This is a genomic window from Burkholderia sp. SR8 (assembly GCF_052851275.1).
Map to the genome: position 1 here is coordinate 1 of NZ_JAULUC010000010.1, position 13,407 is coordinate 13,407.

Here is a 13,407-nt window from a genome sequence, read left to right on the forward strand (position 1 = left end):
GCTTTCCGCCGAGCTCGAGCTGGTGGTGTTCGATGCGGCCCGCAAGTCCGTGCAGGCGTTGACCGACGAGCGGGCCGATTTCGGGTTCTTCGCGGTCGATCCGCTACGCGGCGAAACGGTCGCGTTCACCGAGCCGTACGTGCTGATCGAAGGGTTCTATCTGGTGCGCGACGACTCGCCGATCCGAAGCAATGCGGACGTCGATCAGCCGCACAACCGCGTGGCCGTCGGCAAGGGCAGTGCGTACGACCTGTTCCTCACGCGCGAACTGAAGGCCGCGCAGATCGTGCGCGCGCCGACGTCGCCGGCCGTCGTGCCGACGTTCGTCGAACAGCAGCTCGAAGTCGCCGCGGGCGTAAAACAGCAACTGGAAGCCGATGCGTCGAAGACGCCAGGCCTGCGTCTGCTCGACGAGCGTTTCATGGTGATCCGTCAGGCAATGGGTGTGCCGAAGAGCCGCGGCGCAGCGGCGGCCGCGTTCCTCGGCGATTTCGTCGAAGAGATGAAGGCGTCAGGCTTCGTCGCGGATTGTCTGCGGCGGCACGGCATCACGGGCGCATCGGTCGCGCCGTAAGGTTAATGGCGACCTACGGCGATGCAATCTATCAACTTAGCGGTACCTAGGTCAGTCAACAAAGCGGTGCTGCCCTTCGGCTAACCGGTTTTCACGCGCTTCAATCTCGTACCGACGTTCATCATGTGCGTCGCGATGCCGTTCGTGCTGGCGTGGCTGCGTCCGCGTGATATCGATGCTGTGTCACTCGATACCGACCGCCATCCCGACGAGCCTATCCGCAAGAAACCCGGAGGCGGGCTGAACTTCGCAACAAAGTGCAGCATTCGTGGATCGGTAGCGCGTTCATCGTGCGGTGCGCGTCGGTCTGATCGTGTTGACGCAATTTCAGCACGTCGCGTTTTCCGGCGCGAATGCGGTGATCTTCTTGATGTTGATCGCAGGCGTGATCCTGCTCGGCTATCCGGTGGCGTATGATGCAGTCGTTCTGGGCCGCGCCCGTCTTCACGTTGGCGGGTGTCGGCATGCAACGGATGCTCGGCTTTACGGTCATGATCTTCGCCGCAGATCATGTCGTGTACCACGCGGTGCTGCTGATTTTTGACTAAACAGACAAACGATAATGGTAACTGCAACGCATTAAGTCCGCCGCGACAAGACCACCTCAAGGAGCGGTGTTGGCGTGTATTCGACTTGCGTGTCGGCGCCCCGCCGCTGCCTGCGCATCTGCTTGTGATCGCGGTGCTTGGATTGATTACGGCACACGGCAAGCGCGCGTCGAAGTAGCCGACGGGCATCGCACTCGTGGCCGTTGGCGGCCTCGCACGCGCCGAGCTCGCGCAGCGAATTCCGTGGACCCGGCACATCAACCCGACGCCGATCTTCGCGGCCTTTACCCCGTCGATGCTGCTCCGCACCAAACCTTGGGTCGGCGCCATTAACATGGCGGGCGACCGGATGGGGATCTGGCACGCAAGCGCACGTCCGACATCGGATCGTGGAACGCCGTCCAGCTTCGATCCATGGTAGACATGCAAGTCATCTCGTTAAGCGGCCGCGCCACGCTCCCAGCAGGGTGCCGGTAATCGTAGCTTGACCGGTCCGTCATATGACCGCGGGGTATTTTCAGAAAGAGTGCTTGATGCCGACGGAAGCCGCAATCTGCGACGACGTGTTCGAGCCGAGCTGATAGCCAATCTGTGCGTAATTCTCGAAGGCGCCGGTTTCCGGATTGATGCCAAGCCCCGCACCGGTCATCTTTTCCAGACTGCCGAGCACATAAAGTTGAGTACGTTTCGACAAGCTGTAGATTGCGCCCACCGACAGCTTGTGGATGTTCGTTTTCGAATCCAGCGCCCGGATCTTCGCCTGCGTATAGCTATAACCGAGACCCAACTGGAACGCTGACGTAACGTTGTACAACCCGCCGAGCTCTGCGGTATCGAAACGCACGTCGCTCACCGGCCCGCCCGAAGAAGCGAGATACCGGCTATCGACCAGGATGGAGCGCGTCAGCATCGCATTGAGCGCCAGCGCGCCCATCGTATAACCGGCGCCGAGACCGAACGTGCGCACCTCGCTTGCATCCTGCAGACCGCAGTAGTTAGCCGCAGGCTGCCCGCAGCTGAGCTCGCCGATATACCCCGAACTGCCGCCTAGGGCCGCCGTGAGCGGGTTGCGCAGCGATAGGTATCCCGCGCCCAATGAAAACGGCCCGTTCGTATAATTGACCGCCGCCGCCCACGCGCGATCGGTGGAAAACGCACCGGCGTGATTGCCAAAACCGAAGGTGCCGCTCACGTTGAGCCCGTGAAATGTCGGGCTCGTATATTGAACACCGTTGTTGAGGCTGAAGGCACCATTGACGTTGTCGATGTCCCCGAAGTGCGCTCCTGCCGCCCCGGCCCAGGTATTGCTGATCGCAAAGGGCGCCAGCGCATTGGTATACGAATCGAACTGCCGCCCTGCGGTCAGCATGCCCCAGGCATCGGATTTCAAGCCCACCATCGCGGTCGCATCGAACAGATTATTCGCCTGGAACAGCGCGCCGTTGTTCGACGGGAAATAACTCTGCAGGTTGAACACCACGCTCGCGCCCCCACCCAGATCTTCCGAGCCGCGAAGGCCGAGACTGGTCGGCGACAAGTTACCTGTACTCATCGACCACGCGCCCTTCCCCGAGACCCCGCCGGCAGGCGATGCAACCTGCTGGTTGCTCACATAGGTCACGCCCGTATCGATAATGCCATACAGAGTCACACTGCTCTGCGCATAACTGACCGGCGAACACAGTACCGTCATCGCGCCAACCATCCACCCTGCCTTCGTCGCACTATTGTTGAACACCGCTGTCTCCTCAAATGATCAAAACACACCGACTCGAGCAACGGTCCCTTTCCGGTCCTGCCAATTAATTCGGAGTACGATGATTTTTATCGGATGACTCGCACGTGAAATCAGTCGTTCGGATGAATTCGCGAAACTCGAGGGAAAGCACCAATCACCCCAGCGTTCTGACAATATCGTCAGTTGCGCGGCAAGACCAAACACATCTGCGCGCGAATATGGCGCATATGCAGGCCCGCCATCCGACGTCCCGCACGCGGCCGATGCCATGCACCCTGTGAGTGATCGCACCGGCTCGGGCACGGCATCGTCCGCTCAGCCGCCTGCATCACACGGTGCAGCGCGCGCCCCGCATCACGCAATTCGCCCTCGTCAAACATGCTCGGCGAGGGCGAATATCGTCGCACTACGCGGCGTCACGCTTCATCGAGCAGCCGGCCCATACCCTTGTACAGTTCAGGACGAGCGGCTTTCAGCCAGCATGCGAATCCCGCGCCGAACACGCCGACAGCAAGCGTTATCCACGGAAGCGATTCCGAGAACCACGAGTTCGTCCCGGTGAGCAGCGATACATTGCCCGTGATTTCGCAGACACAGAAAAACTGGTTCGCCGCTCAACACGGAAGGGCCGCGTAAATCTCTCAGCTATGGGATTCGCGAAACAGGGGCAAGGTCAGATCACGCCTGGCATATGCCCCGCTTGCCTCACTCGAACTAATATCAGCTTTTGGAAACATAGCCATCACCACTCGCCGCCGCCGAATACGGCAACATAGATCTTTCTCGAGAAGCAACAGAAATTTTGATTCCTGCCGATCCGGTCACCCTCGTCATTCAAAGCAGTTTCGCGCCCCGCATCATAATCGCTTCATACTGCCTTTATTACCAAAGTCCGTACGTTCTAAGCAGGCAGGAAATCGCCTCGCGATCCAAGGGAACGTTCTAGTTGACCTAACGCGCCGTGCCACACGCCATTGCCGCCGTCAAGGAATACCTGTCGCTGGCCTTCCCGGCGAAATGAAGCGGGGAATCGCCACTGGTCAAGAGGTGGTTCAATGCGCGACACCGCCGAAGCGCTGATTCGAAGCTGTACGATTCGCGGAAAAGGGCCATTTGCAGGAAACGTCGGCTCACGCCGAGTTTCATTGCCGTCGCTTCGATTGCCCAAGGGTAAGTCGGAAGGTTGAACATGCTTTGTGTAAGCGCAAGACCGAAACCAAACTTCGAACACATCAAAAGTTGCGCAAGATGGTTCCAGTCGGGTTCGGTCGACGCAACGTTGTCGGGCGCGTCGACTAAAAGCGACCCTGTTGCAGCACCCGACTCATCCGGTATCACTTCGACGTCAAACAGGCATTCTAACGGTACTTCGGTACGGGTTTTCCATTCGTTGATCAATCTTGGATTCCCTGCCACGCCGAGGAATCCCCTTTCCGTATTCCATACAACGGGGAAGGGAAAGCGCAACGCTCGGAAAAAAAATCCTCGAGTCGAGGCGAATTGGTACCGTTTCACTTCTCACCTAGAACGAGTTCGTCAATGCAAAAAACCATGGCTGCCCATTGACCTTGGGAGCGAGAGACATCCCTGTCCAGGACGGCTTCTCGCTCGCACACGTCTCGATGCAGCCTCAGGAGCGGTAATCCGACCCGTCACGCTCCAACAAACGCAGCAACGCAGTCCATTCCCGATCCAGATGAACGGTATCTAGGTACGCATAGTCGTCGTGTTGTTTGGCAGCGTGCTCACAGACCTCGGGCGAGGGTACCGTCACTTTCTGACCGGCCGACAAGGTAACCACCTGGATCTCGCAAGCCTTGTTCAAGTAATACATCCGCGTGAATGCCTCGGCCACGGAGCGCCCTGTGGTCAGCAAACCATGGTTGCGCAGAATAAGGTAGTCCTTTTCGCCGATCGACTTAACGATGCGCTCACGTTCGTCGAGTTCGAGTGAAATCCCTTCGTACTCGTGGTAAGCGACACGGTTGTAGAACTGCATGCTGATTTGGTTCAGTGGAAGCAGACCGCACTCCATCGCTGCAACGGCCATTCCGTGCGTCGTATGAAGGTGAACAACGCATTCGACATCATGTCGCGCCGTGTGCAGCGCGCTATGGATCGTGAAGCCCGCCGCGTTGACTTCGAAGCGATCATCGCCGATCGGATTGCCGTTGACGTCGATCTTCACCAACGACGACGCCGTGATTTCATCGAAGAACCAGCCGTGCGGGTTGATCAGGAATTGATCGTCAGTATCCGGCACTCGCGCCGAGATGTGCGTATAAATCAGATCGGTGAGACCAAATTTGGCGGCAAGGCGATACGCCGCCGCGACCTGTACTCGGGTGTCCCACTCCGCCTGCGAAATGTTGCGCGGCTTGCGATTGATATGAGGATCGGTCGTGGAAATCATAAGGGGTACTCTCCGTTAATGGAAGCAACTATCAAGGATTGTGATGCGGCTGCGTTACAGCAGGTGTCTGCATCACCGTGTTGTGATTCGCTCAGAATTTGGATTACAGGGTCCCGGCCAGTGTCGGAACGACTTCGAACAGATCGCCGACGAGGCCGTAATCGGCCACGCTGAAGATCGGTGCTTCCGGATCCTTGTTGATCGCGACGATCACCTTCGAATCCTTCATCCCGGCCAGGTGCTGGATCGCCCCCGAGATGCCCACCGCGATGTACAACTGCGGCGCGACGATCTTGCCGGTCTGGCCGACCTGATAGTCGTTCGGCACGTAGCCGGCGTCCACTGCCGCGCGCGATGCGCCGAGGGCTGCCGACAGCTTGTCGGCCAGCGGCTCCAGCACCTTCGTGTAATTTTCACCGCTGCCCAGACCGCGGCCGCCCGACACGATGATGTTCGCGCTGGTGAGTTCCGGACGGTCGAGCTTCGTCACCTCACGGCTCACGAACTGCGACTTGCCGGCGTCGGCCGCCGCTTCGATCTTCTCGACCGCCGCGCTGCCGCCTTCGGCTGCCACCGGATCGAAACCCGTCGCACGCACCGTGATGACCTTGATCGGATCGCTCGACTGCACCGTCGCGATCGCGTTGCCCGCGTAGATCGGACGCTCGAACGTGTCGGCCGAATCGACCGCCGTGATGTCCGAGATCTGCGCGACGTCCAGCTTCGCGGCGATGCGCGGCGCGACGTTCTTGCCGTAGGCGGTGGCCGGCGCGAGGATGTGCGAGTAGTCCTTCGCGATGTTCAGCGCGGTCGCCTCGACGTTTTCCGCGAGGCCTTCGGCCAGTTGCGGCGCGTCGGCGAGCAGCACCTTCGATACACCTGCGATCTTCGCCGCCGCGTCGGCCGCCGCTTGCGCGTTGTGGCCCGCGACCAGCACGTGGATGTCACCGCCGATCTTCGCAGCCGCCGCCACCGTGTTCAGCGTCGCGGCCTTGATCGACGCGTTGTCGTGTTCTGCAATCACCAGAATCGTCATTTCTTTGCGCTCCCTCTTACAGCACCTTGGCTTCGGTCTTCAGCTTCTCGACCAGCGTCTTCACGTCCGGCACCTTCACGCCGGCTGCGCGCTTCGGCGGCTCGGCCACCTTCAGCGTCTTCAGACGCGGCGTGACGTCCACGCCGAGGTCTTCCGGCTTCACCGTTTCCAGCGGCTTCTTCTTCGCCTTCATGATGTTCGGCAGCGTCACGTAGCGCGGCTCGTTCAGGCGCAGGTCGGTCGTCACGACCGCCGGCAGCGTCAGCGACAGCGTTTCCGCGCCGCCGTCGACTTCGCGCGCAACCGTCGCACGGCCGTCGGCGATCGTCACCTTCGACGCGAACGTCGCTTGCGGGAGACCTGCCAGCGCAGCCAGCATCTGGCCCGTCTGGTTCGAATCGTCGTCGATCGCCTGCTTGCCGAGGATCACCAGCTGCGGTTGCTCCTTGTCGACCAGCGCTTTCAGGATCTTCGCGACGGCCAGCGGCTCGACGCTGTCGTTCGACTCGACGAGGATCGCGCGATCCGCGCCGATCGCGAGCGCCGTGCGCAGCGTTTCCTGCGCTTGCGTCACGCCCACCGACACCGCGATCACTTCGGTCGCGACGCCCGCTTCCTTCAGGCGCACGGCTTCTTCAACGGCGATTTCGTCGAACGGGTTCATCGACATCTTCACGTTCGCGATGTCGACGCCCGTGTTGTCCGACTTCACGCGGACCTTCACGTTGTAATCGACCACTCTTTTCACTGGCACCAGGATTTTCATTTTCTGTCCTTTCGCAAAACAAAATCAATTAAAGCAATCTATTCGCCCAGATACGCGGCCCGCACCTTCGGATCGTCGAGCATCTGCTTCGCGTCGCCTTCCATCGTGACCGTGCCCGAATCCATCACGTAGCCGCGGTCGGCCGCCTGCAGCGCGAGGCGTGCGTTCTGCTCGACCAGCAGCACCGTGATGCCTTCCTTCGAGATCTCGCGCACCACTTCGAAGATCTTCTCGACCATGATCGGCGACAGCCCCATCGACGGTTCGTCGAGCAGCAGCAGCTTCGGCTTGGACAGGATCGCGCGCGACATCGCCAGCATCTGCTGCTCGCCGCCCGACAGCGTGCCCGCGAGCTGCGTCGCCCGTTCCTTCAGGCGCGGGAAGAAGCCGAACATGCGGTCGACGTCCTTCTTGATCTGCTCGTTGTCGTTGCGCAGGTACGCGCCCATCTGCATGTTCTCGATGATCGACATGCGCGCGAAGATCCCGCGGCCTTCCGGCACCATCGCGAGGCCGCGCTTGAGCAGCTCGTGCGACGGGATGCCCTTGATCGACTTGCCTTCGTACTCGATGTCGCCCGCCGAGTACGGCTTCAGGCCGGTGATCGCCTTCATCGTCGTGGTCTTGCCGGCGCCGTTCGCACCGATCAGCGTCACGAGCTCGCCCTGACGGACTTCCATGTCAACGCCCTTGACGGCCTGGATGCCGCCGTAGTTGACCTGCAAGCCCTTGATTTTCAACATTGCCGCTGCCATCAGTGCACCCCTGCGCCGAGATATGCCTCAATCACCTTCGGATTCTTCTGCACGTCCTGCGGCAGACCTTCGGCGATCACCTTGCCGTAATCGAGCACCGTCATCCGGTTGCACAGCCCCATCACGAGCTTCACGTCGTGCTCGATCAGGAGAATCGTGCGGCCGTCCGAGCGGATCTTGTCGAGCAGGCGCGTGAGTTCGACCTTCTCGGTCGCGTTCATCCCGGCTGCCGGCTCGTCGAGCGCGAGCAGCTTCGGGTCGGTCGCGAGGGCCCGGGCGATTTCCAGCCGACGCTGGTGACCGTACGACAGGTTGCGCGACGTGTAGTCCGCGTACTGCAGCACGCCGACGTATTCGAGCAGCTCGATCGCGCGTTCCTTGATCTCGCGCTCTTCCTGGCGTTCGGCCGGCGTCTGGAACACCGCGCCGAGCAGCCCGTGCTTGGTGCGCACGTGGCGGCCCACCATCACGTTCTCGAGCGCCGTCATCCCGCCGAACAGGCGGATGTTCTGGAACGTGCGCGCGATGCCAGCCTTGGCCACCTGGTGCACGGCCGTCGGCGTGTAGTTCGTGCCGTCCAGCTTGAAGTCGCCGGAGTCGGGCGTGTAGAGGCCCGTGATCACGTTGAAGAACGTCGTCTTGCCGGCGCCGTTCGGGCCGATCAGACCGTAGATCTCGCCTTCGCGGATCTGCAGGCCGACGTCGGACAGCGCCTGCAGCCCGCCGAAGCGCTTGTTCACGCCCGAGACGGACAGTCGGATTTGCTTGTCGCTCATGTGTGTATCCCCTTGTCCGTAGGTTAAGCGCGCACCGGCTTCTTGCTGTTGCGCTTCGCCAGTTTCGCGATCTTGTCCTCATGCTTCGGCGCGGGCCACAGGCCTTCCGAGCGGTACAGCATGATGATCACCATCGCGAGGCCGTACAGCGCCTGACGGATCACTTCGGTGTCGACGATGTCATGACCGAACAGCGCGTGCTGCAGCGGGCTCATCGTCGAGCGCAGGAATTCCGGGAAGATCGCGAGCAGCACCGCGCCCAGGATCACGCCCGGGATGTGGCCCATGCCGCCGAGCACCACGCAGGCGAGCACGACGATCGATTCCCAGAACGTGAACGACTCGGGCGACACGAAGCCCTGGAACGCACCGAACATCGAGCCCGACAGGCCGCCGAACGACGCGCCCATCGCGAACGCGAGCAGCTTCACGTTACGGGTGTTGATGCCCATCGCCTTCGCGGCGATCTCGTCTTCGCGGATCGCGGCCCACGCGCGGCCGATACGCGAGTGCTGCAGACGCGTACACACCCAGATCACCAGCAGCGAGCAGAGCACGAACAGGTAGTAGTACATGTACACCGACGGCAGCTGGAAGCCGAACAGCGTATGCGTCTGCGACAGGTTGAAGCCGCCGACGTGCACCGGATCGATGCCCGTGATCCCCTTCGGGCCGTTGGTGATGTTCACCGGACGGTCGAGGTTGTTCATGAAGATCCGGACGATTTCACCGAAGCCGAGCGTGACGATCGCCAGGTAGTCGCCGCGCAGGCGCAGCGTCGGCGCGCCGAGCAGGATCCCGAAGGTCGCCGCCAGCGCCATCGCGATCGGCACGATCAGCAGGAACGGCACGTGCAGCCCGTTCGGCGCGAACGCCGCGATCCACTCGAACTGCGAGGTCAGGTGCGGCGAGCTCAGGAGCGCCGCCGTGTAGGCGCCCACCGCGTAGAACGCGATGTAGCCGAGGTCGAGCAGGCCGGCGAAGCCGACCACCACGTTCAGGCCCAGCGCGAGCATCACGTACAGCATCGCGAAGTCGAGCACGCGGACCCAGTAGTTGCCGCCGGCCGAGCCGATGATGATCGGCGCGGCGATCACGAACGCGGCGGTCAGGATGCCGATGATGATGGTCTTCGTCGTGTTGCGCTCTTCAACGAGGGTCAGCGAAGGTTCGATCTGTTGGGTGGAATTCATCTCATTCTCCTTATGCGCGATCGGCCACACGCTCGCCCAACAGGCCGGACGGACGGAACACCAGCACGATGATCAGCACGATGAATGCGAACACGTCCTGGTAGTTGCTGCCGAACACGCCGCCTGTCAGATCGCCGATATAGCCAGCGCCCAGCTGCTCAATCAGACCCAACACCACACCACCGACCATTGCGCCGCCGAGGTTGCCGATCCCGCCCAGCACCGCTGCAGTGAACGCCTTGATCCCTGGGATGAAGCCCATATAGAAGTGCACGTTGCCGTATTCCGACGCCACCATGACGCCGGCAAGTGCCGCAAGCGCCGAACCGATCATGAACGTCGCCGAGATCACGAAGTTCGGGTTCACGCCCATCAGGCTCGCGTTATTGGGGTTCTCCGCAATCGAGCGCATTGCGCGTCCGAGCTTGGTCTTGTGCACGAGCAGCAGAAGGCCGGCCATCACGATGAACGCGACCGCGATGATCACAATTTCGGTCAACGAGATCACGGCGCCGGGCGTCGTGTCGGTGGCCTTGATCACGTTGATCGGGTCGGTCGGCAGCAATTGCGGAAACGGCAGCGGATTGCGCGACCAGATGATCATCGCGGCCGTCTGCAGCAGGATCGACACGCCGATCGCGGTGATCAGCGGGGCGAGACGCGGTGCGCGGCGCAGCGGCCGATACGCTACCCGCTCGATCGTGTAGCCCACGCAGGCGCAGACGATCGCGGCGATGCCAAGGCCGATCGTCAGCGTCGCGACGTTGCCCAGCTGCGGGAAGTGGTTCTGCAACACGGTAATGGCGGATAGCGCGACCATCGCGCCCACCATCAATACATCCGCATGCGCAAAGTTGATGATGCCGAGAATGCCGTACACCATCGTGTAGCCCAACGCGATGATGGCGTAGACACTGCCGAGCACCAGCCCGTTGAGGATCTGCTGTATGAAAATATCCACCGACACTCCATGACGCCCCACTTACCGGGGGCAAATTGAACGAACTCACCAGCGCCAATCGCTGACACAACAACGCAAGAAGAACCCACCCGGGGAAGCACGCCTACGGGTTTGCCCGAACACCTCCCGCCCTCGGCCGCGTCACATCTCACCGCCCTCAAAAATCTCCGAAAAAAATAGTTTTTGCAAATTTTGTGCGTCGCGTATAGTTACATGCCGAGGTTGTCGCGGGTCGCCATCCGCCACAACGCACAACAACAAATACCTTATAAAACATTGGTTTAAGTAGAAAAAGCAGCGCGCGCCGAGGTGCTTTAGCCGGAAATTTATTTGTCTCTGTTGACATTACTGTAAGACGTCACTCATCATATGTCAACGAGCAAAACAGCAGCTCAGCACGCTTTGATCGTCGTGTGCGGGGTCGGCAAGGATCGTGACGGGCAGCCACTGCGCCACCCCGCGATCCGGTGTTCGTGAATCGCGAATCTGCCAGGCGTACGCCAGGCGCATGCAATGGTTTAAACAGGAGAGTCATGGTGGCCAGTCACGACAAGGCACGAGTCGGTGTTGATATCGGCGGGACCTTTACCGATGTCGCGCTCGAGCTCGGTGGAAAGCTCTTTTCCACCAAGGTCCTTACGGATTACACCGCGCCCGAACGCGCGATCATCAAAGGCGTCAGCATCGTTGCAGGCAAGGCTGGCATCGAACTGAAGGACATCGGCGTCATCATTCACGGCACGACGCTCGCGACGAACGCCCTCATCGAGCGGCGAGGGGCAAAAACCGCCTTCGTCACGACGGAAGGCTTCCGCGACACGATCGAGATGCGAACCGAAAATCGGTTCGAGCAATACGATCTGAACATCAAGCTGCCGCCGCCGCTCATCGAGCGTTGCGACCGCTTCACGCTGAGCGAGCGCATCGATGCGCAAGGCGGCATTCTGCTGGCCCCGACGGAAGCTCAGGTCGACCGCGTCGTGGACCACATCGAGCAAGGCGGCTATGAGAGCGTCGCCATCGGCTTCATTCACGCCTACGTCAACGGCGTGCACGAGCGCATGATGCGCGACGCAATCGAAAGGCGGCTGCCACATGTCTCCGTGTCGATCTCGAGCGAAGTTTCGCCGCAGATTCGCGAGTTCGAGCGTTTCAACACGGTCTGCGCAAACGCCTATGTCCGTCCGATCATGAAGTCGTATCTGGACCGCCTGCTCGGCCAGGTGCGTGCGGCCGGCGCCGTGTGCCCGATCTTCATCATCCACTCCGGCGGCGGCATCGTGTCGATCGACAGCGCATCGGAATTCCCGGTGCGCCTCGTGGAGTCGGGTCCCGCAGGCGGCGCCATCTTCGCCGCGCATATCGCTGCGCGATACAGCCTCGACACCGTGCTGTCGTTCGACATGGGCGGCACGACGGCGAAGATCTGCCTGATCGACGATTTCACGCCCAAGACCGCCAACACGTTCGAAGTCGCGCGCACCTACCGCTTCAAAAAAGGTAGCGGTATGCCGATTTCGATCCCGGTCGTCGAGATGGTGGAAATCGGTGCGGGCGGCGGTTCCATCGCCTCGCTCGACGTGATGCGGCAAATCCGCGTCGGCCCGCATAGCGCCGCATCCGAGCCCGGTCCTGCGTGTTACCAGCGCGGCGGCACGCAGCCGACCGTGACGGACGCTGACCTTCTGCTCGGCCGCCTCGATCCGAACAATTTCGCCGGCGGCTCCATTCCGCTGTCGAACGCTAATGCGTCACGCGCAATGCTGGATGACGTCGGTGCCGCGCTGTCGCTCAGTGCGGAAGAAGCTGCATACGGCGTTGCGGAAGTCGTCGACGAGAACATGAGCAATGCCGCCCGCGTGCACGCAGTCGAAAGCGGCAAGGACATCAGCGACTACACGATGATCACGTTCGGTGGAGCCGGCCCGCTGCATGCCGCGCGACTGTGCGAGAAGAGCGGCATCCGGAAGTTCATCGTGCCGCCCGGCGCTGGCGTCGGCTCCGCGATCGGCTTCCTGCGCGCGCCGTTCGGCTACGAGAGCGTCCGTAGTGCGAGCATGCGGTTCAACGACTTCGACGCGCGTGCGCTCAACGAGATCGTCGAGCAGCTCAGCACCGAGGCCATCCACTTTGCGCGCCAGGGATCGGGCGATGTCGAGCCGGTGGTCGAGGTGAAGGCGTTTATGCGGTACGTCGGTCAGGGCTGGGAAATTCCTATCGCAATTCCCTATCGCCCGTTCGTGGCGGAGGATCGTGTCACCTTCTCCGAGTTGTTCACGAAAGCCTATACGCAATTCTTCGGTCGTCCGATCGACGGGCTGGATGTCGAGATCGTGAGTTGGGCAGTCAAGGCGAGCTCCCCGCTTCCGCCGGTCGAACGGTTGCAACTGGTCGATAGTCTCGATCCGGTCCGCGCCCCGAAGACCCGCGAGATTTTCGACGCAGCACTGCATCAATTCGTTGAAGCAGCCATCGTCGAGCGCGAAACGCTCGGCGTGGGTGAGACCGTCGTCGGCCCGGCGATCATAGTCGAACCCGAGACCTCGACCCTCATCACGTCCTCGTTCAACGCGACCGTCCAGCCCGACGGTTGCCTGCTCGTAACGTCCAAAGAATTGACCGCTGCTATCGCGAATCAGGAGTAACC

At 61.2% G+C, this 13,407-nt stretch carries 12 protein-coding genes; 3 read left to right on the plus strand and 9 right to left on the minus strand.

Annotated elements, in window-relative coordinates; genetic code table 11:
- Both Q3A80_RS14850 and Q3A80_RS14855 read left to right on the plus strand, forming a co-directional pair.
- The coding region (locus Q3A80_RS14850) for an ABC transporter substrate-binding protein (protein ID WP_446329726.1) at positions 1-574 on the plus strand (574 nt) is incomplete at its 5' end.
- A 416-nt stretch (positions 575-990) separates the two neighbouring features.
- Entirely contained in the window at positions 991-1,122 is a 132-nt protein-coding gene (locus Q3A80_RS14855) for a hypothetical protein (RefSeq protein ID WP_446329727.1), read from the plus strand.
- 517 nt (positions 1,123-1,639) lie between these two features.
- On the opposite strand, the gene Q3A80_RS14860 is transcribed toward Q3A80_RS14855, so the two are convergent.
- The 9 genes from Q3A80_RS14860 to Q3A80_RS14900 form a co-directional block, all read right to left on the minus strand.
- Positions 1,640-2,860 (minus strand): porin, encoded by a 1,221-nt coding sequence (locus Q3A80_RS14860; RefSeq protein WP_446329728.1) that lies wholly within the window; start codon positions 2,858-2,860, stop codon positions 1,640-1,642.
- A gap of 951 nt (positions 2,861-3,811) precedes the next feature.
- On the minus strand, positions 3,812-4,258 hold the full coding sequence (locus Q3A80_RS14865) for a hypothetical protein (RefSeq protein ID WP_446329729.1): 447 nt from the start codon (positions 4,256-4,258) through the stop codon (positions 3,812-3,814).
- A 232-nt stretch (positions 4,259-4,490) separates the two neighbouring features.
- Positions 4,491-5,273: a class II aldolase/adducin family protein gene (locus Q3A80_RS14870; RefSeq protein ID WP_446329730.1), complete on the minus strand. Its 783-nt coding sequence runs from the start codon at positions 5,271-5,273 to the stop codon at positions 4,491-4,493.
- A 103-nt stretch (positions 5,274-5,376) separates the two neighbouring features.
- Positions 5,377-6,309, minus strand: coding sequence for an electron transfer flavoprotein subunit alpha/FixB family protein (locus Q3A80_RS14875; RefSeq protein WP_446329731.1), 933 nt, complete (start codon positions 6,307-6,309; stop codon positions 5,377-5,379).
- 16 nt (positions 6,310-6,325) lie between these two features.
- Positions 6,326-7,075, minus strand: coding sequence for an electron transfer flavoprotein subunit beta/FixA family protein (locus Q3A80_RS14880; protein ID WP_175929678.1), 750 nt, complete (start codon positions 7,073-7,075; stop codon positions 6,326-6,328).
- Between the two features lie 38 nt (positions 7,076-7,113).
- On the minus strand, positions 7,114-7,830 hold the full coding sequence (locus Q3A80_RS14885) for an ABC transporter ATP-binding protein (protein WP_006478054.1): 717 nt from the start codon (positions 7,828-7,830) through the stop codon (positions 7,114-7,116).
- Positions 7,830-8,606 (minus strand): ABC transporter ATP-binding protein, encoded by a 777-nt coding sequence (locus Q3A80_RS14890; protein WP_006478053.1) that lies wholly within the window; start codon positions 8,604-8,606, stop codon positions 7,830-7,832. The genes Q3A80_RS14885 and Q3A80_RS14890 overlap by 1 nt, the downstream gene beginning before the upstream one ends.
- Positions 8,607-8,629: 23 nt before the next feature.
- Positions 8,630-9,799 (minus strand): ABC transporter permease subunit, encoded by a 1,170-nt coding sequence (locus Q3A80_RS14895; RefSeq protein WP_446329732.1) that lies wholly within the window; start codon positions 9,797-9,799, stop codon positions 8,630-8,632.
- Positions 9,800-9,809: 10 nt separating this feature from the next.
- Positions 9,810-10,760: a branched-chain amino acid ABC transporter permease gene (locus Q3A80_RS14900; RefSeq protein ID WP_446329911.1), complete on the minus strand. Its 951-nt coding sequence runs from the start codon at positions 10,758-10,760 to the stop codon at positions 9,810-9,812.
- Positions 10,761-11,293: 533 nt separating this feature from the next.
- Between Q3A80_RS14900 and Q3A80_RS14905 the strand changes: the two genes are divergently transcribed.
- On the plus strand, positions 11,294-13,405 hold the full coding sequence (locus Q3A80_RS14905) for a hydantoinase/oxoprolinase family protein (RefSeq protein ID WP_446329733.1): 2,112 nt from the start codon (positions 11,294-11,296) through the stop codon (positions 13,403-13,405).
- Positions 13,406-13,407: the final 2 nt, after the last annotated feature.

Bases quoted from the DNA above. Each gene is read 5' to 3' on its own strand.
- Q3A80_RS14855 (WP_446329727.1), top strand. From the start codon at position 991: ATGCAGTCGTTCTGGGCCGCGCCCGTCTTCACGTTGGCGGGTGTCGGC.
- Q3A80_RS14870 (WP_446329730.1), bottom strand. From the start codon at position 5,273: ATGATTTCCACGACCGATCCTCATATCAATCGCAAGCCGCGCAACATT.
- Q3A80_RS14875 (WP_446329731.1), bottom strand. From the start codon at position 6,309: ATGACGATTCTGGTGATTGCAGAACACGACAACGCGTCGATCAAGGCC.
- Q3A80_RS14880 (WP_175929678.1), bottom strand. From the start codon at position 7,075: ATGAAAATCCTGGTGCCAGTGAAAAGAGTGGTCGATTACAACGTGAAG.
- Q3A80_RS14885 (WP_006478054.1), bottom strand. From the start codon at position 7,830: ATGGCAGCGGCAATGTTGAAAATCAAGGGCTTGCAGGTCAACTACGGC.
- Q3A80_RS14890 (WP_006478053.1), bottom strand. From the start codon at position 8,606: ATGAGCGACAAGCAAATCCGACTGTCCGTCTCGGGCGTGAACAAGCGC.
- Q3A80_RS14895 (WP_446329732.1), bottom strand. From the start codon at position 9,799: ATGAATTCCACCCAACAGATCGAACCTTCGCTGACCCTCGTTGAAGAG.
- Q3A80_RS14905 (WP_446329733.1), top strand. From the start codon at position 11,294: ATGGTGGCCAGTCACGACAAGGCACGAGTCGGTGTTGATATCGGCGGG.